This is a genomic window from Candidatus Enterococcus huntleyi (genome assembly GCF_009933175.1).
GTDB classification, from domain to species: domain Bacteria; phylum Bacillota; class Bacilli; order Lactobacillales; family Enterococcaceae; genus Enterococcus_K; species Enterococcus_K huntleyi.
This window is the reverse complement of the sequence record NZ_MAEJ01000028.1, coordinates 47,630-73,482: the sequence shown is the minus strand read 5'-3', so window position 1 is coordinate 73,482 and position 25,853 is coordinate 47,630. Positions and strand designations below refer to the sequence as shown.

The 25,853-nt window shown below is 40.2% G+C and carries 23 protein-coding genes; 3 read left to right on the top strand and 20 right to left on the bottom strand.

All coding sequences use genetic code 11. From position 1 onward, the window contains the following. From BAU15_RS12200 to BAU15_RS12160, 9 genes are all read right to left on the bottom strand, one after another. On the bottom strand, window positions 1-1,092 hold the full coding sequence (locus tag BAU15_RS12200; protein WP_161843025.1) for a prephenate dehydrogenase: 1,092 nt from the start codon (window positions 1,090-1,092) through the stop codon (window positions 1-3). 16 nt (window positions 1,093-1,108) lie between these two features. Then, window positions 1,109-2,275 carry a chorismate synthase gene (aroC, locus tag BAU15_RS12195; RefSeq protein WP_161843024.1) on the bottom strand — a complete coding sequence of 389 codons (1,167 nt, stop codon included), beginning with the start codon at window positions 2,273-2,275 and terminating at the stop codon, window positions 1,109-1,111. Between the two features lie 6 nt (window positions 2,276-2,281). Beyond that, entirely contained in the window at window positions 2,282-3,352 is a 1,071-nt protein-coding gene (gene aroB / locus BAU15_RS12190; RefSeq protein WP_161843044.1) for a 3-dehydroquinate synthase, read from the bottom strand. A gap of 9 nt (window positions 3,353-3,361) precedes the next feature. After that, window positions 3,362-4,390 carry a 3-deoxy-7-phosphoheptulonate synthase gene (gene aroF / locus BAU15_RS12185; RefSeq protein ID WP_161843023.1) on the bottom strand — a complete coding sequence of 343 codons (1,029 nt, stop codon included), beginning with the start codon at window positions 4,388-4,390 and terminating at the stop codon, window positions 3,362-3,364. A 48-nt stretch (window positions 4,391-4,438) separates the two neighbouring features. Then, window positions 4,439-5,308 carry a shikimate dehydrogenase gene (gene aroE / locus BAU15_RS12180; protein WP_161843022.1) on the bottom strand — a complete coding sequence of 290 codons (870 nt, stop codon included), beginning with the start codon at window positions 5,306-5,308 and terminating at the stop codon, window positions 4,439-4,441. A gap of 437 nt (window positions 5,309-5,745) precedes the next feature. Next, window positions 5,746-6,525, bottom strand: a complete 780-nt coding sequence (locus BAU15_RS12175; protein WP_161843021.1) for an ABC transporter ATP-binding protein — start codon at window positions 6,523-6,525, stop codon at window positions 5,746-5,748. Window positions 6,526-6,531: 6 nt separating this feature from the next. Continuing rightward, window positions 6,532-7,410, bottom strand: a complete 879-nt coding sequence (locus tag BAU15_RS12170; protein ID WP_161843020.1) for an ABC transporter permease — start codon at window positions 7,408-7,410, stop codon at window positions 6,532-6,534. 189 nt (window positions 7,411-7,599) lie between these two features. Continuing rightward, window positions 7,600-8,598, bottom strand: a complete 999-nt coding sequence (trpX, locus tag BAU15_RS12165; RefSeq protein WP_161843019.1) for a tryptophan ABC transporter substrate-binding protein — start codon at window positions 8,596-8,598, stop codon at window positions 7,600-7,602. A gap of 552 nt (window positions 8,599-9,150) precedes the next feature. After that, on the bottom strand, window positions 9,151-9,774 hold the full coding sequence (locus BAU15_RS12160) for a hypothetical protein (RefSeq protein WP_161843018.1): 624 nt from the start codon (window positions 9,772-9,774) through the stop codon (window positions 9,151-9,153). 266 nt (window positions 9,775-10,040) lie between these two features. Here BAU15_RS12160 and efbA point away from each other — a divergent pair, with 266 nt between their 5' ends. Beyond that, a complete protein-coding gene (gene efbA / locus BAU15_RS12155) occupies window positions 10,041-11,747 on the top strand; it encodes a fibronectin-binding protein EfbA (RefSeq protein ID WP_161843017.1) in 1,707 nt (568 codons plus the stop codon). A 649-nt stretch (window positions 11,748-12,396) separates the two neighbouring features. Here efbA and BAU15_RS12150 read toward each other — a convergent pair. Both BAU15_RS12150 and BAU15_RS12145 read right to left on the bottom strand, forming a co-directional pair. Continuing rightward, window positions 12,397-13,287, bottom strand: a complete 891-nt coding sequence (locus BAU15_RS12150; RefSeq protein ID WP_161843016.1) for an ABC transporter ATP-binding protein — start codon at window positions 13,285-13,287, stop codon at window positions 12,397-12,399. A 2-nt stretch (window positions 13,288-13,289) separates the two neighbouring features. Further along, complete coding sequence (locus tag BAU15_RS12145) at window positions 13,290-13,964, bottom strand: ABC transporter permease (protein WP_161843015.1); 675 nt, start codon at window positions 13,962-13,964, stop codon at window positions 13,290-13,292. 254 nt (window positions 13,965-14,218) lie between these two features. Between BAU15_RS12145 and BAU15_RS12140 the strand changes: the two genes are divergently transcribed. Further along, window positions 14,219-14,533: a helix-turn-helix domain-containing protein gene (locus tag BAU15_RS12140; protein WP_161843014.1), complete on the top strand. Its 315-nt coding sequence runs from the start codon at window positions 14,219-14,221 to the stop codon at window positions 14,531-14,533. 1 nt (window position 14,534) lies between these two features. Beyond that, the gene (locus tag BAU15_RS12135; protein ID WP_161843013.1) at window positions 14,535-15,074 is read left to right on the top strand and encodes an Rgg family transcriptional regulator; all 540 of its coding nucleotides are present in this window, start codon (window positions 14,535-14,537) and stop codon (window positions 15,072-15,074) included. A 166-nt stretch (window positions 15,075-15,240) separates the two neighbouring features. Here BAU15_RS12135 and BAU15_RS12130 read toward each other — a convergent pair whose 3' ends face one another. From BAU15_RS12130 to BAU15_RS12090, 9 genes are all read right to left on the bottom strand, one after another. Beyond that, window positions 15,241-16,131 carry a LysR family transcriptional regulator gene (locus BAU15_RS12130; RefSeq protein ID WP_161843012.1) on the bottom strand — a complete coding sequence of 297 codons (891 nt, stop codon included), beginning with the start codon at window positions 16,129-16,131 and terminating at the stop codon, window positions 15,241-15,243. Next, complete coding sequence (locus BAU15_RS12125; protein WP_161843011.1) at window positions 16,128-16,865, bottom strand: carbonic anhydrase family protein; 738 nt, start codon at window positions 16,863-16,865, stop codon at window positions 16,128-16,130. The genes BAU15_RS12130 and BAU15_RS12125 overlap by 4 nt, the downstream gene beginning before the upstream one ends. Before the next feature lie 322 nt (window positions 16,866-17,187). Beyond that, on the bottom strand, window positions 17,188-17,820 hold the full coding sequence (gene pyrE, locus BAU15_RS12120; RefSeq protein ID WP_161843010.1) for an orotate phosphoribosyltransferase: 633 nt from the start codon (window positions 17,818-17,820) through the stop codon (window positions 17,188-17,190). Beyond that, window positions 17,813-18,535: an orotidine-5'-phosphate decarboxylase gene (gene pyrF / locus BAU15_RS12115; protein ID WP_161843009.1), complete on the bottom strand. Its 723-nt coding sequence runs from the start codon at window positions 18,533-18,535 to the stop codon at window positions 17,813-17,815. The genes pyrE and pyrF overlap by 8 nt, the downstream gene beginning before the upstream one ends. Next, window positions 18,528-19,457, bottom strand: coding sequence for a dihydroorotate dehydrogenase (locus BAU15_RS12110; RefSeq protein ID WP_161843008.1), 930 nt, complete (start codon window positions 19,455-19,457; stop codon window positions 18,528-18,530). The genes pyrF and BAU15_RS12110 overlap by 8 nt, the downstream gene beginning before the upstream one ends. Continuing rightward, window positions 19,454-20,236 carry a dihydroorotate dehydrogenase electron transfer subunit gene (locus BAU15_RS12105; protein ID WP_161843007.1) on the bottom strand — a complete coding sequence of 261 codons (783 nt, stop codon included), beginning with the start codon at window positions 20,234-20,236 and terminating at the stop codon, window positions 19,454-19,456. Before BAU15_RS12105 ends, BAU15_RS12110 begins: the two co-directional genes overlap by 4 nt. Window positions 20,237-20,301: 65 nt before the next feature. After that, the gene (gene carB, locus BAU15_RS12100) at window positions 20,302-23,487 is read right to left on the bottom strand and encodes a carbamoyl-phosphate synthase large subunit (RefSeq protein WP_161843006.1); all 3,186 of its coding nucleotides are present in this window, start codon (window positions 23,485-23,487) and stop codon (window positions 20,302-20,304) included. A gap of 1 nt (window position 23,488) precedes the next feature. Further along, entirely contained in the window at window positions 23,489-24,568 is a 1,080-nt protein-coding gene (locus tag BAU15_RS12095; RefSeq protein WP_161843005.1) for a carbamoyl phosphate synthase small subunit, read from the bottom strand. Beyond that, window positions 24,569-25,852 carry a dihydroorotase gene (locus BAU15_RS12090; protein WP_161843004.1) on the bottom strand — a complete coding sequence of 428 codons (1,284 nt, stop codon included), beginning with the start codon at window positions 25,850-25,852 and terminating at the stop codon, window positions 24,569-24,571. Window position 25,853: the final 1 nt, after the last annotated feature.

The following is a 25,853-nucleotide window of genomic DNA, read 5'->3' as shown; positions in this document are numbered from 1 at the left end:
CTATTTTATTCGACAAGTATAGGTTGTCTTTTTTTCTAAACATTCTTTTCCTTTAGCTAAATCTGTCTCCGTTTTAAAGGTGATTTGTAAAATACCGACGATATCTTCCCGTGTTTCTTGAATACGCAGATTGATAATAGAAATCTCTGCTTGTCCTAATAAACCTGTGACTTCGGCAATCACACCAGGCACATCGGGCACATCAACGAGTAAATCATAGAAGGCTGGGATTGCGCCTTGTTCATGGACAGGTAATTGATCGCGGGTTTCTTTCGCTGACTCGAAGAATTGATAGATACTCGCTTCATCGCGTTCGCAAATCCACGTCCGCACCTCATCAATGGTCGCTTCCCACTCGTCGATTTTATGTAACAAAGCCGCTCGATTGCTCAGTAGAATATCCGTCCACATGGTCGGATCAGATGAGGCAATTCGAGTGATGTCACGAAAGCCACCAGCGGCTAATTGACGTGATCGTGGAAAAACTTGATTAAAACGGTCACTTTGATTGACTAAGCCAGCCGCAATAATATGTGGCAGATGACTGAGCATTCCTGTAATTTCATCATGTTCATTTGCTTCTAAAGAAACATATTTTGCCCGCGAGCCTGCCAGCAGAGACTGAAGCGTATCCACAGCTGCTTGATCCTTTTCTGCTGCTGTAAAGATGTAGTAGGCATTTTCAAATAAATCGACATCTGCCGCCAGCACTCCTGATTTATGGGAACCGGCCATCGGATGTCCACCGACAAAGGTGAAGGAAGCGCCAGCTGCGGCTTGCATAATCTCTGACTTCGTACTACAAGCATCGGTGACGATTACGTCAGGCTTTAAGTTGAAGGTCTTTAATTCTTGAATTTTTTGAATGCACGCTCGGACAGGAATCGCTAATAAAATCACATCTGCTTGCTCAGCAGCCTCACGAAAAGAAGCGGCAATTTCATCAATAATCTGTTGCTCTTTGGCGATGTCTTCCGATTCTGTCGCTTGATCTAAGCCAATAATATGGACAGCTTCAGCATTTTTTTTTAAGGTTAGCGCTAGTGAACTACCAATGAGGCCTAAACCAACGACTAAAATTTTCTTTTTCATAGTAGGAAGTAGCCTCCTAATAATTCTTCAAGTAGCTGCGGTAGTCTTCAATCGTTTGTTGCAACTCTTCAAAGGAATCACTTGAGAATTTCTCCAATAGCTCTTTAGCAATTTCAGTCGCAACGACACTTTCACAGACGACACTCGCTGCTGGAACCGCCGTACTATCTGAACGTTCAACACTGGCTTTATAGGGTTTTTTTGTATCAATATTGACACTTTGCAACGGTTTATAAAGAGTTGGAATAGGTTTCATAACTCCTTGAACGATAATCGGTTCGCCATTAGTCATGCCGCCTTCAAAGCCGCCAAGATTATTGCTGCGACGGGTATATCCGCTCGTTTCATCCCAAATGATTTCGTCCATGACTTGTGAGCCTGGGCGATTGGCCATTTCAAAACCTAAACCAAATTGAACGCCTTTAAAGGCATTGATACTGGTCACGGCTTGGGCAATTTTGGCATCTAGCTTTTTATCCCATTGGACATAACTCCCTAGGCCAGCTGGAATTCCACCAATAATCACTTCAACGACACCACCGATGGTATCGCCATTTTTCTTCGTTTGATCGATTAACGCCTTCATCTCTTCTTCAACCGCTGGATCTAAGACCCGGACTTCTGAAGCTTCTGAACGTTCACGAATCTCGCTGACGGTTAGACCTTCCGGAATTTTCGCAGTGATTCCACCGAGTGTCACCACATGACCTGCGACTTCAATGTTTAACTCTTTCAGTAATTTTTTGGCAATCGCACCAATTGCTACGCGCATCGTCGTTTCTCTAGCGGAAGAACGTTCCAAGACGTTTCTTAAATCATCGTGATGATATTTCATGCCACCCACTAAATCAGCATGTCCTGGGCGTGGCTTACTGACACGACGCAATTTTTTATTTTTTTCAGGAACTTCTTCAATCGCCATGATTTTTGTCCAGTTTTTCCAATCCTTATTCTCGACAACTAAGGTTACTGGCGATCCTAACGTTTTACCATGACGAATTCCTGAGGTAATCTTGACTTGATCCTTTTCAATCAACATTCTGCCGCCGCGACCATAGCCTGTTTGTCGGCGAGCTAATTCTATGTTAATATCCTCTGCTGTTAAGGGCATGCCAGCAGGAAGTCCCTCAATAATTGTCGTTAATTCTGGTCCATGTGATTCTCCGGCAGTTAGAAATCTCATCTTACTTCACTCCTCAATAGTTAAAAATTCTTTGACTGTTTCTGTAGCTACTGTCTCAATTTTGGCTTGCCCAATCTTTTCTAATAAAATTAGTTTAATCGCTGAACCACGTGTTTTCTTATCATGCGTAATTGCGTGATACAAGGTCTCTTTTTGCCAAGGCTTATGCCAAATTGGTAATCCAAATTTAGTAATCATTTGATTAAGTAACTCTGTGGTGCCGACTGCTGTCAAACCTTTTTCTTCGGCGATTCTAGTAATTTGACTCATACCAATCGCTACCCCTTCGCCATGAGTCACAACGCCATAGCCGGCAGTTGCTTCAATTGCATGACCAATCGTATGCCCAAAGTTTAAAAGCAATCGATTGCCATTGTCTAAGACATCTTCTTCGACAACAGCTCGTTTAATTTTCAAACAAGCTGTGATAATTTCTTCGGCACGCTCGACTAATTCTTGTTCATTTTCTAGCTTATCTAATTGTGTCCAAAGCACCTTATCAGCGATTGCCGCTGACTTGATGATTTCAGCGATACCTTCTCTGATACGGCGAGGTTCCAACGTTTGAAGTGTCAGCGAATCAATCAAGACGCCTTCAGGTTGCCAAAAAGCGCCGACTAAATTTTTAGCTTTCTCCGTGTTGACAGCTGTTTTGCCACCGATACTACTGTCGACTTGCGCCAGTAACGTTGTTGGGACTTGTAGATAATGCAGCCCCCGCATGTAAGTTGCGGCCACAAAACCGGCTAAATCGCCGACAACCCCACCACCTAGCGCGAGAATACCATCTGTTCGAGTAAATTCTTTTTCTGCTAAGAAATCAAATAATTGGCTAGCGACAGGTAATGATTTACTCTTCTCACCTGGTGTGACAGCAAACAGCACGGCGTCAAAACCGGCTGCTTGTAGCTGCTGTAAAACCAAATCACCATATAACTGATTGACAGTTTCATCAGTAATAATACAAATCTTTTGTTGCTGCCACAAAGAGGCAACCCAGGCACCTAAATGGTTTAAGGCACCTTTCTCTATAAGAATATCATAATTATGTTCGGGTAGATGAACAGTCAATTTCATCTCAGTCACCTACTTTTCTAAAGCTTTAATTTCGTTCATCGCTTTTTCGATAATGTTGACTTCTTGCATCATGTTAAGGTAAGTCTTTTCAGTCAGTGATTGCGGGCCGTCTGACCAAGCATTAGCTGGATCTGGATGAATTTCAACAATCATGCCATCCGCGCCAGCAGCAACTCCGGCACGAGCCATCGGTGCGACTAAATCCCAAATTCCTGTACCGTGACTTGGGTCAACGATGATTGGGAAATGACTTAATTTTTTGATTAATGGCACAGCGCTTAAGTCAAAGGTGTTACGTGTCGCTGTTTCGTATGTTCTGATTCCGCGTTCAATGAAAATCACTTTGTTGTTATTTTGAACGGCGATGTATTCAGCGGCATTCAACCACTCGTCGATGGTTCCTGAAATCCCACGTTTTAGACCAATTGGTTTCCCAGTTTTTCCAACCGCTTGTAATAATTTGAAGTTTTGCATATTTCTGGCACCAATTTGAAGAATATCACTGTATTTAGCAACTAGTTCAAGATTCGCTTCATCCATAACTTCAGTGATGACTTGCATATCAAACTCGTCAGCTGCTTGACGAATGTATTTCAAGCCTTCTTCTTCTAACCCTTGGAAAGCGTAAGGTGACGTTCTAGGTTTAAAAGCACCGCCACGTAAAACTTGTGCTCCACCTGCTTTGGCAATCCGAGCACATTCGCGAATTTGGTCAAGTCCTTCAATCGAACACGGACCAGCCATTGTGACAAAGTTTTCATCGCCACCGATTTTCACGCCATTTACATCAACAACTGTATCTTGTGGGTGGAATTCTCTTGAAGTTAATTTGTAGGTATTTGAAATTTTCACAGTATCCTCAACTCCATCGTAACTATTAAATGCCACATCCTGAATGGTGTGGGTATCGCCTAAAAGTCCAATGACCACGTGGTCTTTTCCTTGATTAATTTGGACATCTAGTCCTTCTTTTTTCACTCGGTTAACGACTCTATCCAATTGCTCTCTTGTGGCACTCGATTTCATAATAACGATCATTTTATTTTCCTCTTTTCAGTTTTTAGTTTTAATTTTATTTTTTTATGCCTAACTATTTTCAATAATTGGCTTGATTTTACTCACTGGCATTTCTTGGCCGGTCCATAATTCAAATGCGGCTGCCCCTTGATAAAGTAACATGCCTAGTCCGTTTGATGTTTTAGCTCCGCGTGCTTTAGCTTCTTTTATTAATTTGGTTTCGCGCGGGTTATAAATGACATCATAGACAGCTAAATCTTCACGAATAATTGAGAAATCTTCGATGGGACTAGCCTCTATATTTGGCTGCATGCCCACGCCTGTTGCATTGACTAGTAAGGCACTCTCTGCAACATCTTTGGCTAAGGATTCTTGATCGGCCAAATCGTGTAGAGAAATCTTACAATCGGTATTCTCTTCAACATAAGCCAATTTTTCTTGGACTTTTTCATAAAATTCATCTTTTCGATTATAGACCGCAATCTCTTTAACACCATCCAAAGCTGCTTGAACGATAATCGCTGTGGCAGCCCCACCAGCTCCAATAATTGTGATTTTTTTATTGATGATATCGATTTCGATATCCTGTAAGCTACGCATGAAGCCTGTACCATCGGTTATGTGACCAATTAACTTGCCGTCTTTATTAACAATCGTATTGATTGCACCTACCAATTTCGCTGCGGTACTGAGTTCATCCATCAACGGCACGGCGGCCATTTTGTTCGGCATGGATAAATTAGCTCCCAACATTTCTAAATTTTTAATTGATTCGATTGCTTGAGGTAGACGGTCAACGCCTAAATCAAATGCTAGGTAGACCGCATCAATTCCCAATTCTTGAAACGCAGTGTTGTGAATCATAGGGGAAACGCTGTGGCGAATTGGTGTTGCGAAAAGCCCTACAAGTCGAGTGTGTCCAGTAATTCCATTTTCCATTTTTTCTCCTCCAATCAATTAAAAAAAGATGTCCACTGTAAATTTTCAGAAAATCTACAGTGGACATCTTTTACAAGTGTAGAAAATAAAAAGCCACAATAGATTTTCATCTATGTGGCAGAAAAGACAACTTACATCTTAAAATCCCCTAGCCATCATAGATACAAACGTTTAGGTTTGCATCCATGAATTCATGAATACAAACTTATCTAAAATAGCTAAAGTAATAATTATTCAGTTGTGGGTTTTGTAATAGTGACATTGCAATCGCTCCAAACTGTTTTTAAGATTTAACTAAGTATAGGCTGAATATATAAGAGTGTCAATACTTTTTTTAATTATTTTTTCATTTTCTTTTATCCACTAAATTGATTCTTTTCAAAAAACTCTCTTTAATTGTAATAGAAGATTTACTCAGTCATTTATGAGATAAAGCCTTATCCGACAACGACTTCTTCTTGTTCTTCAAAAAACAGAAGTAAATCTGAAAGGGTTAATTGCTCTTTTTCTTTGGCAGAAAGGTCTTGAATGATTCGTCCATTTTGCAGAACAATGAGACGATTGCCATAATGTAACGCGTCCTCCATGCGATGAGTAATCATCAAGCAGGTCAGATTTTCTTCTTTAATCCGACGATCGGTTAAAGCCATCAATTGTTTAGAGGTTTTGGGATCAAGAGCTGCCGTATGTTCATCTAAAAGTAATAATTCCGGCCGTTTAATGGTTGCCATCAGTAAACTTAATGCTTGTCTCTGACCTCCGGATAAATGCCCAGTTGGTGTATCTAAATGCTGTTCTAATCCATTTCCTACCTCTTTACATAGCCCATAAAAGAAGTCACGTTGTTGCTTTAATTGTCTGTTTTTGAGGAAACGTTTCTCGCCTCTTTTTTGAGCAAGCAATAAATTTTCTGCAACCGTCATACGAGGAGCAGTGCCCATCTTAGGATCTTGAAAAACCCGTGAAAGAAATTCTGCACGCTTTTCTTCCGTATAATTATTCACTACCCGATCTCCCATCGTAATCGTGCCGCTAGTGACGGCGGTAGTGCCAGCAATCGAATTAAATAAGGTACTCTTTCCTGCCCCGTTGCCTCCTAATACGGTCACAAATTCACCCGCATTGATGGTTAAATCGATCGAGTCTAATAAAACTTTTTTCTCTTGCGATCCATTATCAATCTCTTTTCTGACTTGTTTAATTTCAATGATAGCCATAAGCAATTACTCCTTTTCTGTGCCTAGCGTTAAGTTCAACGCGCGTTTTAGTTGAGGAATCATTAAGCAAATCGCCAGAATTCCTGCCGAGAAGATTTTTAGATAAGTTGTGTCAAAACCAGCTTTGATCACAAGTAAAATTAATAATTGATAAATAATACTTCCTATTACAATTGCAATGAGGCGTTCAGAGAAGGTTAATTCGCCAAACAGTACTTCCCCAATAATAATTGAAGCCAAACCAATCACGATGACCCCAGTTCCTTTGCTGACATCAGCATAGCCATCGTTTTGTGCGATTAAAGCTCCCGATAAGGCAATCACACCATTAGAAAGAGTTAAGCCCAGAATCTTCATTCGATCCGTAGGTACGCCAAGAGAGCGCGCCATTGTTTCATTATCTCCGGTAGCAATATACGATTGACCAAGATCCGTGTGGAAGAAAAATAAGAGTAAGGCGATGATTATCGCTAAGGCAATCACGCCAACAATCACAATATCAAAGTAATCTGGTAACGGTAATTTTGTAAAAACATCTTGAATTTTTGGTTTATTTAATAAAGAAAGGTTCGGTGTTTGCATCACGAACAAGATTACAGAATTCAGACCTGACATTACCAGAATTCCCGCTAAAATAACTGGAATCTTGCCTTTTGTGAAGAGCAAGCCTGTGACCATACCGGCAGCCATCCCCGCAAGAATTCCTAAAAGAGTGGCTAACAATGGATGAATGCCATTTGAAATTGCAGTTACACAGACTGCTCCACCTAATGGAAACGATCCTTCCGTTGTCATATCCGGGAAATTTAATATTCGATAAGTCATATAGATACCTAATCCAAGGATTGCCCATAACATTCCTTGACCAATTGCTGAGACGATCATACGTATTCCTCCAAGTTCTTTTCTACTATCTTCTATTTATATAACTATACTAAATAATGAGGTGAATTAGTGATAGTTAGTGAAAAAAATTTTGGGTGATGAAGCAAAAATTTTATTTTGCTTCATCGCCTCTTTTTTAATCTCTTTGTGAATGGCTTGTTTCTTTAGCTCGTATTCTTTACTTTTTGACTATTCTTCAGTGGTCACAAGCTTAGCAGATTCTTTTAAGGTTGCTGGAATTTCAATGCCTAATTTTTCTGCCTGAGTCGTGTTGATAATTGTGTCGCCTTCTGTAAATGTGTAGACAGGTGTGGTTGCGGGATCTGATTTTCCTGCTAGAATGTCAGCGGCCATCTTACCGGTTTGGACCCCTAAATCAAATTGATTAATCCCAACAGTTGCTAAACCGCCTTGGCTCACCATCGTATCAACAGATGGAATAATTGGTGTATTCGATTTATTGGCTTCATTGACCACTGTTTGCATCGCATTGGCGATTGTGTTGTCAGTTGGAATATAGATGAAATCAACGTCCCCGCTCATAACTTGAACGGTTTGGGCAATTTCATTACTAGATGGAACGGCCATTTTCTTTGTTTCAAAACCTAATTTTTTCGCGGCTTCTTCGACTTCTGCTACTTGATATTTTGAATTATCCTCAGTTGATGAATATAAAATGCCGATAGTCTTAGCTGAAGGTAATAATTCTTTGGCTAAGTCCATTTGAGCCGCGACCGGTGACTTGTCGGAAACTCCGGTAATGTTTGCTCCTGGTGCATCATTGTCAGCTACCAGTCCAGCACCGACAGGATCTGTCACAGCGCCTAAGACAATTGGGACATCTGAAGTAGTAGTAGCTAATGATTGAGCCGCTGGCGTGGCAATTCCGATTAAAACGTCTGATTTCTTTTGGACTAGTTGTTGACTCATGGTGGTTAGTTTACTTTGATCAGCTTGCCCATTTTGGAAAACAATCTCGATGCGGTCTTTGGTATATCCCTCATCCTCTAATCCTTTTTGGACGCCTTTATAAATTTCATCTAGTGCTGGATGGCTGACAAATTGTAGTACACCAACCACTTTTTTCTCAACCTTTGCGGTTTCTGTCTTTTTATCCTGTAAAAAGAACGCCCCCACCAAGACTAGTACCACTGCGCTGACTGCTAAAATTAATCGTTTGTTTTTCATGTATAATTCCTCCAATTTTTTTAATAAGTTGATAATGCTGAATGTGCTGACGGAAGAGCGCTGTAAATGGTGATCACTTTCCGTCGGTTGCTTCCGTTTGCTGTTCGTACAATTCGTAGATGAAAAAAACGGCAACTACCCAATGAGTGGTAGTTGCCGTTAAGACAAAAAACCACATAGATAATTTATCTATGCGGTGAAATAAGCAATAATTAGCTATTAGCATAGATACAATTTTTAGAAACGACTCTAAAAGCTGTATCCATGAATGACTTCATCAATACAACTACCTACGCCAGCTTTGCCATACGTTATTCACTTGTACAAATTTGATAGATAGATTCATGATGGCCACTCCCTTTTTTTATGATTGAACTTAGTGTACAGGATGTATAAAGATTCGTCAACAACAAAATGAAAAAAAGATGAGAATTTGTTGTGAGAAATTGCGAAAACGTCCAGAAAAAGAAATGAATATTTTACGAATCACCTGCTTAACCCTTGATTTATAGCTTATTCTTCAACGATCGTGCTCACTAGAACAGACGAGCCTTACTGAGAAGAATCTTTGACAGTTTTCGAGCTTGAATCAGTTGTTTCATTCGTTTTTGATGGCACATCAGTGATATTCCACATCGGTAAACGATTGAGTTCAGGGACAAATTCATTTTTAAAGTCTTCCAGGTTTTCAACAGCAAAACGATTTTTTTCGACCCCTTTTTCATAGAAGACGAATGTTATTTGATTGCTATCAATTGAGTATTTTTCTTCCAGTTGGTGAGATTTATAAATAATTGGATAAAAATAAAATGTTCGATTTAAGTCCTTTACGGCAGTCGGATTATTTAATACTTGTAAGACTTTGTCATAGGTTTGCCCATCTGGCTTGCCATACATAACAGAAATAGCCTTACTTTCCTTAATGACTTTATCAGGATCTCCCTCATCAAAGAATTTGACCTTATTTGATTGAATATCGGGATAAACCAAGTTTTCAATTTCTTGTCTACGAATATTTGGCTGAATCAGGATCATCACAAGTGTAGCTATTGTAACAAAAGCGAGTAAAGAGCCGGCATAGAGGAAACTACGTTTTTGATTGACGCTAGCTAAATCGACGAAATCGTACCAACTGTCTACCAATTTATTTTTTAGTTTATTAAACCATTTTTCCATGCAACAGCCTCCTAAATTTTCTCTATCCATTATACCTTTTATAGGAAAAAATAACTATCCTTTACTCAAATAAAATCTGAAGAAAAAATTTATTCGGTGAACCATTTAATCTACCCTATTTATTTTGTAGGATTATTTTAATACACACTGGCTTCTATAGATAGAAAGAGCCGCCTCATTATTCGAAAAGAAAAGCAATCAAGATTGGTGTTCTCAACATTATTCGTTATAATAGAGATATTCTAGAAAAGAAATGAGGGATATTGATGTCCTTTGATGGTATTTTTACACATGCAATGGTTCAAGAGCTACAAACGCAATTATTATCTGGTCGTCTATCAAAAATTCACCAACCTTATGAAAACGAGGTTGTTTTAGTTATCCGAGCACGAGGCAAAAATCAGCGTCTGCTATTATCGGCACACCCTAGTTATGCCCGGGTCCAATTAACCGAGATTGCTTATGGAAATCCTGATACACCCCCTAATTTTGTGATGATGCTGAGAAAGCATTTAGAAGGCGCAATCCTTGAATCGATTCATCAAGTGGAAAATGATCGTGTGATTCATTTTTCCTTCAGTAAACGCAACGAGCTAGGTGATTTACAAGATATCGTGTTGGTGGTTGAGTTAATGGGTCGCCATAGTACGATTATCTTATTGAATAAAGAAACTGGGAAAATTCTTGATGCGATAAAACATATTGGTAGTTCGCAAAATACCTATCGCTCCATCCTCCCTGGTGTTGAGTACATTGCACCGCCGCTACAAACGCAAAAGAATCCTTTTGAAGCTGACAAAGAGCAAGTCTTCCATATCCTATCGCAAGCCGATGAGTTGTCTGGAAGTTACTTGCAGCAACAATTTCAAGGACTGGGTCGTGATACGGCCGATGAATTGGCCTATCGACTGAAAGAGCGACCAAATGAAAAAATGGCTGTCTGGGCAGAATTTATTGCAGCAAGTCAACAGGTCAAACCGACCTTAACGGTACTGGGACAAAAAGAACTCTTTACGCCATTTGAATATGAAAGTTTGAAAACACAAACAGGGGCAGCCCTCACCCACTATGAGACGCTCAGTCAGCTATTGGATGCCTATTACGGCGATAAAGCGGAAAAAGACCGGGTTAAGCAGCAAGGTGGCGAGCTGCTGAGAAAAATGGAAAATGAGTTAAAACGCAATCAGTCTAAACTGAAGAAACGCGAAAAGACCTTAGCCGATTCAGAAAACGCCGAAGAATTTCGTCGTGAAGGCGAACTCTTGACGACCTTTATGACACAAGTGCCTAGAGGAGCCGAAAAAGTTGAGCTGGAAAACTATTATGAAGAAAACCAACCAATTATTATTAAGCTAAATCCAGCGTTGACTCCTAACCAAAACGCTCAGAAATATTTCCAAAAATATCAAAAATTGAAGAATGCTGTCAAGTTAATCGGCAAGCAAATTCAAGAAACAAAGGAAGAAATTGCCTATTTAGAATCTGTGCTCGCCCAGCTAGAAATTGCCGGACCAATGGATTTATCAGTCATTAAAGAGGAATTAACTGAACAAGGATACATCCGAAAAAGAAAAACCAAGAAGCAAAAACAAGAGAAAAAATCACAACCCGAACGCTTCCTCTCTTCTGATGGCACGCAAATACTTGTCGGAAAAAACAATTTACAAAATGATCAATTGACATTAAAAACAGCTAGAAAAACGGATCACTGGTTGCATGCCAAGGATATTCCCGGCTCACATGTCATTATAAAAAGTGACCAACCGTCAGATGAAACAATTATGGAAGCCGCTGAGCTCGCTGCCTTCTACTCAAAATTCAGACATTCAGCTCAGGTCCCTGTCGATGTTGTTCAAGTCAAACACATCAAAAAACCAAACGGTGCAAAACCTGGCTATGTGATTTATGAGAATCAAAAAACAGTCTTTGTGACACCAGAAGAAACAGTTGTGGAATCGTTGAGAGAAAAATAAGCAAAACAAAAAGTAGCTGTACCCTGAAAAAACGGGTATCAGCTACTTTTTTTCGTTATTGTAAGCGAACGGTTCTAGTTCTTCTATATCGTACGTATACTGTTCCACTATCTGGAAACTTGATAAGCGGAACGGATTAATCTGTTGACCAGTCGTTTTTTCTTAAAAATTGCCGACCTGTTGTGTATTTTGTTTCACAAAAAACGCAACTAGCCACAAGTTATGGAAAAGTGGTCAGTTATCACTCATAAAAATGCTCGCGCTGATGTCTAGCAGAAATATAAACCGCTACACCATGGGATTCTTACAGTGTATTTTTTAGAAAACATCTAAAGTTAAGTTCATATGTAGCTGGAAATCACAGTCTTTAGTGCTTTATTCAAAGTTGTGGCTAGTTGCGGTGTTTTCACTCAATTAGACAGAGTTTAAAAAAACAAGAATCCTTTACCTAGTGGGTTTTTCCATCAAAACCAGCTTTTTCACCTCGCTTTTCTCTCTAAATGATGCGCAACTAGCCACAAGTCTATAAAAAGCAGCAAGTTTCCGCACATTTTTTCGTACTTATGCCAGTTTAAATAACAGATTTAAGTATGTAAAATCAGGCTACTTTTTGATACTAGGTGAGAATAACTAATAATTTTTTAGTTCCTTAAAATAGGATTTGTTCTAAATTATTTTTTTCTGTTGCTAGCTCGACGATTTTGAAATCCTCGAGCTGTAAGAGTAAAGAGAGAATCTGATTAATAGCTAGTGTAGAACAGTCGATAATCATTCTATTATTCCGGTACTCTAGATCAAATGTAAAAGGTAAATTTTTGGTTTTACCAAGTAATTCATCATGTGTATAGGCTGTTTCGAAGGTGATAATTAATTGGATGCTGGATTGATTATTCTTTATGAGGGTAGCTATTTCTCCTGAAACTGATAAGTGACCATTTTCTATGAAGGATAGCTTATTACACATTTTTTCGACTTCCTCCAAGTTATGGGAAGTAAGCAGAATTGTTTTGCCTGCATTATGCAGGTCAGTGAACAATCTTCGTAGATGAATGGCTGATTCAGGATCAACACCAGAAGTAGGTTCATCTAGAATAATAATCTGAGGCTCGCCGATTAAGGCTTGAGCAATCGCCAATTTTTTCTTCATCCCAAATGAGTATTTTTTTATTGATAGGTGCTTAGAGACATCAAGACATACATTATTAAGCAGTTGCTTAATTTCAGACTGGGACAGATTGACCTTTTTTAGCTTTCCCATGTAGTTTAAGAAATCATAGCCATTACTATTTTTAGGTAGTCCTTCTGAGTCAGGCATTAAACCAATTAAGTCCTTATATTCGGATGAAAGTGGTTGATGATTGAATAAAATCTTCCCCTCATCTGGCTGATTGATCCCAGCAATCAGATTGATAAGGGTAGTTTTTCCAGCGCCATTCTTCCCTACTAGCCCATAAAAATCATTCTTTTCGATAGACATATCTATCTCATTTAACACTACATGGGAGCCAAACTTCTTTGTCAGACGTTCAATCGTTAACAATTCTATACCTCATTTCTCTTAAATAGTTTTATAGAAAAGCCTAAGAAAACTCCTGATAAGAGTAGTGGTATGACAATAAAAATTCCACCACTTACGATATATTCGTACGGGAAGAGATATTTAAAAATGCTATACCACTTAGTTGAAAACGTGCACCAAAGACCGATAATAGGCAAAGCGATGCCGATAATTAACCCTAAGAAATTAGTCAGAGATGTCTTAGTGATTACTACAGAAATGAAAATGCATAAGGAAATATAAAAGATAATCACACTCATTAGCGTAAGTAATAAAGAGAAATGAAATTGTAAAGCCAATACAGAAAGCGTAATGAAACTTATTCCTATGCAAATCAGCCAAAAAAGAGTAATGCCAACAAATTTCCCTAAAACGAATTGCTGCCTATTTATTTTAGAAAGAATAAATTTTATAGAACCAGATTCTATTTCTTCGTTAATACAATTGTGTGAAACGACGGAGACAAATAAGTAGCCAAAGACGAACACGAGCAATCTGAGACTGGAATAATTGGCTGTCATTGCGCTATCGCCCCTTCCGGCAATAGCTGTTATATGTGAAGACATACCGTAGCTGAATAAGGTAAATATTAGGATTATGACAATCGCTTTTGGACTTCTTAACATCCGTCTTAGCTCTTCAGTGGCAACTGCAGTCAATGGCTCTCCCCCTCTATTGGCTAGATAAATTAAAATTGTACTTTACGTGAATGATTGTCGAGTTATGTGGTGACAATAGACAAATAAATAGTATAGAATCAAGATGATTGAGCAAGTGGACAATCAGTTCAATAGACTCAAAATTAGGATTACAATTTTACCAAATATTCCGTTTAAAGTAGGTATATCATACTAGTTACTCGCTATTTGTACGGAAATAAGTCAAAAATAGGTAGAAAGTTGGGGGAATACAGATGGAGCATGGTAAATTAATTAAAAAGCTAAGGACAGATAGAAAAATTAGTCGAGAGAGTCTAGCTAAAGGAATCCATTCTGTAAGTACCTTACAACGATTTGAAAATTCAAGTTCAAAAGTTGACATCGATACATTATGGCTGTTTCTAGATCGGATGAATGTGCGGATGGATGAATATTACGCAGAATTTCATAATTATCAACCCACTAAGAAAGATTTTTTAAGAGAAAGCTTTAGCAAATCAATGGTCTCTGCTTCCAAGGCTAAGGGATATTTAGAAAATCTTCAGAACGAGTACCAAAAAAAATCATGAATTGTTTATTTTATATTTAATTATCCAAACAAAGGCTGTAGCTGAAAGATTGCCAGAGATTACTCTTGATAAGGTGACTAAGAAAGAAATCGAAATAATTGTGGACTACCTAAGTACTATCGAGGATTGGGGCTACTTTGAGCTAGCTGCTTATACTAACTGTTTAGGATTTTTTGACGCGGATTATCGGAATTTCCAATACAATGATGTGATTAGGCAATTCAGAAAGTTCAAAGGGTTGCCCAAATATCAGCATACGTTAATAAAATTTCTGGCAAACTCAATCATACTAGAATTTGATGAAGCAAATTATGAAAGAGTGTTGGAATTATTGCCTATTTTGTACGATGAAACAACTGATTCTGATTATCTAAAAGGAAGAATCTATTGGAAATTTTTTATGCGGTTGTATCAGTCGGCTATCGGAAATTTTGAATTTGATGGATCAATCGCTATTGAGACTTTAAGGTTACTTGGTTATGAAGAAGAAGCAGAGAATCTAGTAGCTATTGAAACAAGTGTTTTGCATAAAATTAACTAAGTTTATTAGAAACTGTGACAAACTTTATAGGACAATATAAATAAACCAAAATCCGCTGAATGACAAGTCAATCTCAGCCGATTTTGGTTTATTTTAATCGATTTCTCTTTAGATTAATCTTCACTTACCAAGTTTCTCATATGATCTAATAAGTGAAAACTACTGCTTATAATAGCCCCTTCACTTCTTTCACAAAAGTTTCAACAATCGGTGTTCGTTTTTTTCTTTTGGGATAAATCAGACAGAATTTATTTTTTGGTGCATCGATTAAAGGAATTAAACGAACCTGTTCACGACTGCCGCCAACAACAATCCCAGAGCCTGAAGCATAGGCTTCAGTTTCCAATAATAAATTGAGCAAGGTACCACGGTCGCTAGTGTAAAAGACCGTTTCTTGTTCAGGAATTTCGATGAGATCTTCATAGAAATAGGCAAAATTTTGCCCATCTTGGGTAAAGCGCACTTGCGGATAGTCGGCTAATTCATTGAGCTGAATCCCCTCTTTATTCGCTAAGGGATGCTGTGGACCCAAGAAAATATGTGTTTGAAAGCTGCCTAGAATTTCATAATCTAAGTCTGCCTGCTCGAGATAACGATAAATACTGGCTTGATTGTGTTCGTTAAGATACAACAAGCCAATGTCACTTGCGAATTGTTGAACTTCTTCAATGACCTTTGCGGTAGTCGTCTCAAAAATTCGAAATTGTTTGTATTGTGGCTGAAATTCTTTCATCAATTTGGCAACAATCGGACCTAAGAAATCATAATGTTGCGCGGCAACAGAAAAACGTTCTTTTTGTTCAGATTTTTGGTAGCGTGTTTCTAAATGCTCCATTTGAGACAGAATTTTTTCAGCGTGTTCTAAAAAGTCTTTCCCCTCTTCAGTCAGATAGGCCCCTTTATTGGTTCGCGTAAACAACGTCAGACCAATCTCCTGCTCCAACTCTTTGATACCATTAGACAGACTGGGTTGCGTGATGAACATTTTTTTTGCGGCTTCTCTGAAACTGCCGTTATTGGCGACTGCCACGACATATTTTAGCTGTTGCAGATTCATTCTTTCCTCACTCCAGTGAAATAACTAATTTTTCGATCTTTGATTGGTTGTAGCGGACGATTATTATTTTCAGTAATTTCATTTTTAAATTGAGCGATAAACTGACGGCTCATCGGCTGAACTGTATCAAAAACAAACCAGTTAATCGGTCCGACAGTTGGTGGCGTAGTTAAGGAACCGACATAGTAAAAATGACTTTTTTCTTGAGGCAAAAAGACGATGGGATTGAACCATTCAGAGTGATTCGCGAGATCCCAAATGACATCAGTCTCTTTTTCGATATCTAGACCACCTGTCTCAGAGAGATTGAATAAAACGCCTAAGACCAAGTTATCGCCCTGTTCATTCATGTGAACGAGATGGAATTCCAGGCCTTCTTGTTGACCATTAATCTGATGCTCACTGGGCATATGAACATGGATATCAGTTAAGACATACTTATCACTACGAAATAAGACGTAGCTTTGTGTATCATAAGGAACGAAATGTAAGGTATTTTTAAATTCTTTTTCGGTAAAATGCTCTTGTACATAGTAAAAAGAAAGTTCATTCGTTGTAGAATCTTGATTTTTTAGAGTTGATTGGTTTTCGTTTGATTGATGATGCAAGGCGATGGGAGATTGATAAGGATAAGTCGCCCCTTCTCTGTACCAATCGCATAATTCATGCCAATGTTCGGGACCTCGGTCGCCTGTATAGCCCCATTCAACATCCATATTCTTAATCTTTTTCATCTATAGTTCCCTCCATAATTCATGTAGTTATCCCTGTATTCAATCGTTCTCGAAATGTACTGAGGGAAGAAACGACAACTAGCCGTAATTAGTGCGCGAATAGTTATATTCTGACGGATTACTAGTAAATTGTCATTTAGATTGCTCATAAGATTAGTAGATTCTACGTGCGTGTCTGCCCTTTAAACTGACTAGCTAAGGATACCACAATGACCAGTGATTTTTCATCTGATAGCACACAAGTCCACATCTCGTCATGAAATGTGGACTTGTATTATCGCCGGAGTCTTTTAAAAGATTCTAATAACAAAGGTTGAATCTTTTATTTTAACCAGTTTTCCGGATCTTTCTTCCAGTCTTTTAAAAGACCTAATTCGTTTTCGTTAATGTAGTTTGATTCTAGAGCAACTTCTATCAGAGTCGAATAATTTGTTAGGGTTACAAGTGGTGTGTTGTAGGCTTCAAAGTTTGCCACACCTTTTGGTAATTCATAAGTAAAGATGGCAGCAACGCCTAATACGTCGGCACCTTCACGTTTGGCTGCTTCAGAGGCTTCTAAAACACTGCCCCCTGTTGAAATTAAATCTTCAATCACAACCATCTTTTGTCCTTCAGTAATGCGGCCTTCAATTTGATTGCCTTTGCCGTGATCTTTGGCTTTACTACGGATATAAACCATCGGTAAATCTAAGATTTCAGCAACCCAAGCAGCATGAGGAATTCCAGCAGTCGCAGTGCCGGCAATGACTTCCACATCAGGAAAGTTTTCTTTGATTTTTTCAGCTAATCCTTTGGCGATTTCTTTTCGAACGCTAGGATAGCTCATGGTAATCCGATTGTCGCAATAAATTGGACTTTTAATGCCACTGGCCCAAGTAAAAGGTTCGCTTGGACTTAAGAAGACGGCTTTAATTTCTAATAAATCTTTGGCAATTGTTTTTACTAAATCAGTCATTTGGTTCACCGTTCCATTCATTTTTTATTTGTTGATAGGCCTCATAAGGTGTCGCAGATTGCGTAATCGGACGTCCGACAACGATAAAGTTTGAGCCGATTTCACGAGCTTTTCCTGGTGTAACCACACGTTTTTGATCGCCAACTTGGCTACCCGCAGGCCGAATTCCTGGCGTTAAAGAAACAAATTCTGGATGCGTAGCTGCTTTAATTTGTGCGACTTCCCAAGCTGAAGAAACGACGCCATCTAGCCCTGCTTTAGCGGCACATTGGGCATAATGAATCACACTTTCTTCTAAAGAGACTGAGATTAATTGATCTGCGTGCATTTGCTCCTCACTGGTGGAAGTCAGCTGTGTAATGGCTAAGAGTAAAGGCCGTTTTTTGCCTTCTGGTGTGCCCGCTTTTAAGCCATTAATTGCAGCTTCCATCATTTGGACGCCACCTGCTGCGTGGACACACGTTAAATCAACGCCTAATCCAGCTAAGCGACGCATCGCCATTTCCACCGTATTTGGAATATCATGTAATTTTAAATCAAGAAAGACATCGTGGCCTAAGCTTTTTAACCAGCGAACCACGTCAGGTCCTTCTTCGTAAAAAAGCTCCATGCCGATTTTGACAAATAATGATTCGTCTGCTGGAAATTGCGTTAAGAAAGTCGCGACTTCTGCTTTACTTGGAAAATCCAGTGCGATGATTGGTCGATTAGTCATGTAATTCGTTCCTCACTTCTCTAATTAATTGTTCTAAAGAATCAATTCCTAGTTCATCCATGCGTTCAGGTAAGCCGTCGATTAGTTTAGGACAAATATAAGGATCTGTGAAATTGGCCGTGCCAACACCTACAGCGCTGGCGCCTGCCATGAACATTTCTAGGACATCATCGACGGTTTGCACGCCACCCATGCCAATAATCGGTAGGTTGGTTGCTCGAGCGACTTGGTTGATCAGTCGAATCGCTACCGGTTTGATTGCTGGTCCAGATAAACCACCCGTTTGGTTAGCTAAAATTGGTTTGCGTGTTTTCAAATCAATTCGCATACCTAGTAAAGTGTTGATCATGGTAAATCCATCTGCGCCACCCGCTTCAATTGCTTTAGCAATTGGGACAATATCAGTGACATTCGGTGAAAGTTTGACATAGATTGGAACAGAAGAAACTTCCTTGACCGCTTTGGTTAAAGCATAAGCTACCTCTGGGTCTGTTCCAAAGGCGATCCCACCATGCTTCACGTTAGGACAAGAAATATTTAGCTCGATGGCTTTGACATTAGTGGCTTGACTGATTTTTTCGCAGACAACCACATAATCTTCTTCACAGGCACCGGCTACGTTAGCAATAATTGGTAACTCTTGAAAAATTTCTAAACTAGGTAGAATCTCGTTTAAAACTACGTCTAAGCCAGGATTTTGCAGGCCAATCGCATTTAGCATACCACTGGGTGTTTCAGCGACACGCGGCGTTGGATTGCCAAAACGTTCTTCTGGCGTAGTGGCTTTAATCATGATTGAGCCTAATTGATTCAAATCATAGTATTGACTATATTCTTTACCAAAACCAAAGCAACCACTGGCTGGCATAATCGGATTTTTTAAGTCTAATCCGGGTATTTTAACGGCTAATCGATTGTTCATAGGATAACCTCCCCTGCTTTGAATATTGGTCCTTCATCACACACTTTGAGACTCTTCTTGCCCGTGCTATCGTTTTTTACATGACAGACGCAAGCATAACAAGCGCCCATCCCACAAGCCATTCGAGCTTCTAGGGACAATTGAACATTTTGTTGACCGAAAAACTGTGCTTCAACTGCTTTTAAGAGACCATTTGCACCACAAGCAAAGACCGCATCAGGCGTGATTGTCTTGACGGCTTCAGTCAATAAATGGCCGACATGGCCTTTTTGAGCAAAACTACCGTCATCTGTCGCAAAGCGTGTTTCCGCTAAAGCTTCAAATTCGTCAGTGTAATACATCACTTCTTTTGAGGCATAGCCTAAGAAATGAATCGGTTTAACGCCTTTAGCAATGAGCTGTTTTGATAGCTCATAGAGTGGCGGAATCCCAATCCCACCACCGACGATAAAGGCCGTGTCGCCAGCTTTTAGCTGACTTAGATCGAAGCCATTGCCGAGAGGACCCATGACATCCAATAAATCACCTGCTTGAAGCACAGAAAATTCTTTTGTTCCCTCACCTTCGACGCGGTAAATAATCGTACAGGTTTTGTTTTCAGCATCAATTTGATTGATACTGATGGGGCGACGTAAGAGTAAGTCAGCCCGCGGAACACGAATATGAATAAATTGGCCGGGAACGCCCATTTCTTTGACCAACTCCCCAGTTAATGTTAGTTCAAAAATTCTTGGGGCGAGGGCTCGTTGACTGACAATTTTCATCATTTCTTGTTTCATCTTCTTGCTCCTTTTCTATGGTTTTATTGGATGGCGATTGAGCCTATTTACTAGTAGCCCGTAACTTAAATTGCTTGAGTTGAGAATGCGCGAGATTCTAATACGCGTAAAATCGCATCAGCGGTATCTAATGAAGTAAATAATGGTACGCCGTGTTCAACTGCTTCGCGGCGGATCGTGTAGCCATCTTTTGAGGCGTGCGTGCGATCTTTATCCATCGTATTGACGACGACTTGTGCTTCGCCTTTGCGGATTAAGTCGACAACATCCTTTTTATCTGTGTGTTCAGAGATTTTAGCGACCGTTTTGACATCTAAGCCTTCTGCGCGGAAATAAGTAGCCGTACCTTTGGTTGCTAGTAAGCTGTAGCCGACCTCGTAGAAACGTTTAGCTAGGTCTAAGGACTCTTCTTTGGTTTCATCGGCAATTGTGAACAAGACCGCGCCATAGCTTGGCAAGTGTAAGCCAGAAGCTTCAAAGGCTTTATATAGAGCTTTTTCTAAATTGACATCTGAGCCCATGACTTCCCCTGTTGATTTCATTTCAGGGCCTAAGTAAGTATCAACTTTTTGTAACTTAGTAAATGAGAAGACTGGGGCTTTAATGTGGACTTGTTTACTTTCTGGATAGAGTCCATTTTGATAGCCCATATCTGTTAAGGATTCACCAAGAATCGCGCGTGTTGCGACTTGCGCCATTGGGATCCCAGTAATTTTACTCAAGAATGGCACGGTTCGGCTAGCTCTAGGATTGACTTCAATTACATAAACTTTCTCTTCATGAATGACAAACTGAATATTCATCATGCCGACACAGTTTAAGCCTAAAGCTAATTTTTCAGTATATGTGGCAATCGTATCTTGAATTTCCTGAGACAAGGTTTGTGGCGGATAGACAGCCATCGAGTCGCCTGAATGGACTCCAGCGCGTTCGATATGCTCCATAATTCCAGGAATTAAGACTGTTTTTCCATCACAAATCGCATCGACTTCACATTCACGCCCTAGTAAGTAACTATCGACTAAGACGGGATGCTCAGGCGAAGCTTTAACGGCAGTCACCATATAATCTTCTAAATCCTGCTGATTCTCAACGATTTCCATCGCCCGGCCACCTAAAACATAGCTAGGACGAACGAGCACTGGGTAACCGATTCGATTAGCAATTACGACCGCTTCTTCTTTACTAGTAGCTGTGTCTCCTGGCGGTTGCGGAATGTCTAATGTTTTAAGAGCCTGCTCGAAGAGATCACGATTTTCTGCGCGGTCTAAATCTTCAATGCTAGTTCCCAAAATCTTAACGCCTTGTTTAACTAAAGGTTCCGCTAGATTGATCGCTGTTTGGCCACCAAACTGCACGATTACGCCCACTGGTTGTTCCAAATCAATGACATTCATGACGTCTTCTAGGGTTAATGGTTCAAAATACAGTTTGTCTGAGATTGAGAAATCCGTAGAAACCGTTTCTGGGTTACTATTCATAATAATCGCTTCATAGCCAGCTGCTTGAATGGCTTTTACAGAATGCACGGTTGCATAATCGAATTCCACCCCTTGACCAATCCGAATTGGACCGGAGCCTAGGACGAGTACCGAATGTTTCTCAGAACGATGACTTTCGTTTTCAAACTCATAGGTGCTGTAGAAATACGGTGTTTGTGATTCGAATTCAGCTGCACAAGTATCGACCATTTTGTAGACTGGCAGTAAGTTTTGCTCTTTTCTAAAGGCAGTCACGGCAGCTTCTGTCGTCTGCCACAAGTCAGCGACTTTACGGTCAGTGAAACCATTTTGTTTGGCTTCTTTTAAGACTTCCAGGTCATTCGGTGCTTCTTCTAAAGCTGTTTCTAATTCAACAATATGCAATAATTTATCTAAGAAGAACAAGTCTATCTTGGTTAAATCACTCAATTCTTGGATTGGGTAGCCTCGGCGAATCGCCTCTGCTAGATAGAAAAGACGGTCATCTTGCGCTTTGACAATTTTTTCCATCAGGACATCATCTTCCACTTGTTGGAATTCATCGATTTCCACATGGTAGGTGCCGATTTCTAGTGAACGAACAGCTTTTAAAAGTGATTCTTCGATATTACGACCAATCGCCATGACTTCGCCGGTCGCTTTCATTTGCGTACCTAAACGACGTTCACCTTTTTCAAATTTGTCAAAAGGCCAGCGAGGAATTTTGGCAACGACATAGTCTAACGCTGGTTCAAATTCAGCATAGGTTGTTCCCGTTACTGGATTTTTCATTTCATCTAAAGTTAAACCAACAGCGATTTTCGCTGCTAACTTAGCAATCGGATAACCGGTTGCTTTACTTGCAAGAGCAGACGAACGAGAAACGCGCGGATTAACTTCAATCACATAATAGTTAAAGCTGTGAGGATCCAAGGCCAATTGGACGTTACAGCCACCTTCGATTTTAAGCGCACGGATAATTGACAGAGAAGCGTCACGTAACAATTGGTATTCATGGTCAGCCAAGGTTTGACTTGGCGCGAACACGATTGAGTCACCCGTATGAATCCCAACTGGGTCAAAGTTTTCCATGTTACATACAACAATCGCGTTATCGGCCGAATCGCGCATCACTTCATACTCGATTTCTTTGTAGCCGGCAATACTACGTTCGATTAAACATTGCGTTACAGGTGAAAGTTTTAAGCCATTTTCTGCAATGACGCGTAGCTCTTCTTCATTATCACACATGCCGCCACCCGTTCCACCTAAGGTAAAGGCTGGACGGACGATGACTGGAAAGCCAATTTTTTCAGCAAAAGCCAAGGCTTCGTCAACCGTCGTAACAATCTCTGATTCAGGAATCGGTTGATCTAAGTCTTCCATTAATTGTTTAAATAAATCACGGTCTTCCGCTTGGTCAATCGCTGACAGCTTCGTGCCTAATAATTCGACATTTAGCTCGTCTAAAATACCTGAAGCCGCAAGTTCCATCGCCATATTTAAGCCGGTTTGTCCACCTAAGGTTGGCAGTAGAGCATCAGGCTTTTCTTTGCGTAAAATGCGTGAGACAAATTCTAAGGTAATCGGTTCAATATAAACTTTGTCAGCAATTTCTTTATCCGTCATAATCGTAGCTGGGTTGGAATTCACTAAGACGACTTCATAGCCTTCTTCTCTTAAAGCAAGACACGCTTGGGTGCCGGCGTAATCAAATTCCGCTGCTTGACCGATAATAATTGGCCCTGAGCCAATCACCATAATTTTCTTGATATCTGTACGTTTTGGCATGTTATACTTGCTCCTTCCAGGCGTCCATCATTTCCATAAATTCATCAAATAAGTGAATTGCATCGTGCGGTCCAGGCGCTGCATCCGGGTGAAATTGGACACTAAAGGCTGGATAACGGCGATGACGAATTCCTTCCACTGTCCCATCATTGACTTCAAGGTGTGTAATCATAAGTTTCTCTGGATCGATGGTATTTTCATCTACAGCGAAGCCATGATTTTGCGAAGTAAAATCAATTCTGCCAGTCGCAATTTCTTTGACTGGATGATTTAAGCCCCGATGACCAAATTTCATTTTGTACGTATCCGCATCATTAGCTAAGGCGAATAATTGATGGCCTAGACAAATCCCAAAAATCGGCACTTTTCCTTGAATCTCTCGGATCATTTGAATCGCTTCTGGGACATCTTTTGGATCTCCGGGTCCATTGGTTAACATGACACCATCTGGACATAGGTCAAGAATCGTCTGAGCAGGCGTGTTATACGGCATAACGGTTAAGTTACATTCGCGTTTAGATAATTCTCGTAAAATACTGTGTTTTAAACCAAAGTCAATCACCACAACATTGCGTCCAACGCCAGGGCTTGGGTAAGGTTTAGTTGTTGAAACTTGCGCGACTTGGTTCGTCGGTAGCACGGTTGCTTTCAGTTGATCGAAGATATGATTAAATTCATCTCCGGCATCCACCATGCTCGCTTTCATTGTTCCAACTTCACGAATTTTGCGGGTTAAAGCACGCGTGTCAATTCCTGAAATTCCCGGAATTCCTTTGTGCTTTAAGAATTCATCTAAGGTCATTTGCTTGCGCCAGTTACTAGCTAAGCGAGCATGCTCTTTGACAACGACTCCTTTACAAGTTGGCGCGATTGATTCGTAATCATCCCGATTGACACCATAATTTCCTACCATAGGATAAGTAAATGTGATAATTTGACCATTGAAGCTTTGGTCTGTGATGGTTTCTTGATAACCAGTCATACTTGTTGTAAAGACGATCTCGCCAAAGACATTCGCTTCCGCGCCAAAAGCCTTGCCTGTAAAGACGGTGCCGTCTTCTAATATCAATAGTCGTTTCATTTACTTGTCCTCCTTCTTCCAGACGATCTTGCCGTCAACGAGTGTACATAATGTTTCGCCAGAAATTTTCCAGCCGACGAATGGTGTATTAACACCTAATGATTCAAATTCTTGATCATCAATGACTGTTTCATGACTGATGTCAAAGATAGCGATGTCAGCGGCTTGGCCGATGCGTAACGTACCAGCCGATAAGCCGAAGATTTCAGCAGGTTTAGTTGCCATCCAGTCGATGACTTGTTCCAGCGTGAAGATACCCGTTTTTACTAGCTGTGTGTAGACGAGTTGGAAAGCTGTCTCACTACCAACGATTCCAAATGGTGCTTTTAAAAATGTTTGATTTTTTTCTTCTAAGCCATGTGGGGCATGATCAGTAGCGATACAATCAATTGTGCCATCCAGCAAGCCTTCGATTAAAGCTGCACGATCTGCTTGGGCACGTAGCGGTGGGTTCATTTTCCAAAAACCGTTATCTTCTGGAATATCTTCATCAACTAAGATTAAATGATGCGGTGAAACCTCAGCCGTTACATGAACACCGGCTTTTTTCGCATCGCGAATCACGCGGACGCTTTCTTTCGTTGAGACATGGCAGACATGGTAATGCGCGCCTGTTTCACCAGCTAAGATTACATCACGGGCAATTTGTGAGGCTTCTGTCGAGCTAAGGATTCCTGGCAAACCGAGTTTTTTCGAGATTTGACCTTCGTGCATGACGCCACCGAATAATAATGACTCATCTTCCGTGTGAGCAACCAGTGCCATGCCATTTTTTTGGGCTTCTTTCATGGCTAAATACATCGTGCCTGCTGTTTGAACACCGACGCCATCATTGGTGAAGGCGAAAGCACCTGCTTCTTTTAAAGCTGCTTGGTCAGTTAATATTTCACTGCGTAATTCTTCTGTAATTGGGGCATATTGAAGGACTTTTACGACGGCATCTTTTTTGATGATGTCATAGATGGCTGACAATTTTTCCGCTGTATCTGGGACTGGATTGAGGTTTGGCATCGCGCAGACTGTTGTAAATCCACCGTGAGCAGCTGCTAAACTACCGGCTTTGATGGTTTCTTTATAGGTGAAACCCGGCTCGCGTAAATGCACATGGACATCGACAAGTCCTGGGGTAATTAATTGTCCTTTAGCATCGATTACTTGATCAAATTCGATTGAAGAAAAATCAGTGCCAATCGCTTTGATTCGGCCCTCTTCTATCCAAATTTCCGCAGGTGCTAATTGATTGTTTTTCACGACCATTTGACCGTTTTTAATAACTGTTTTCATT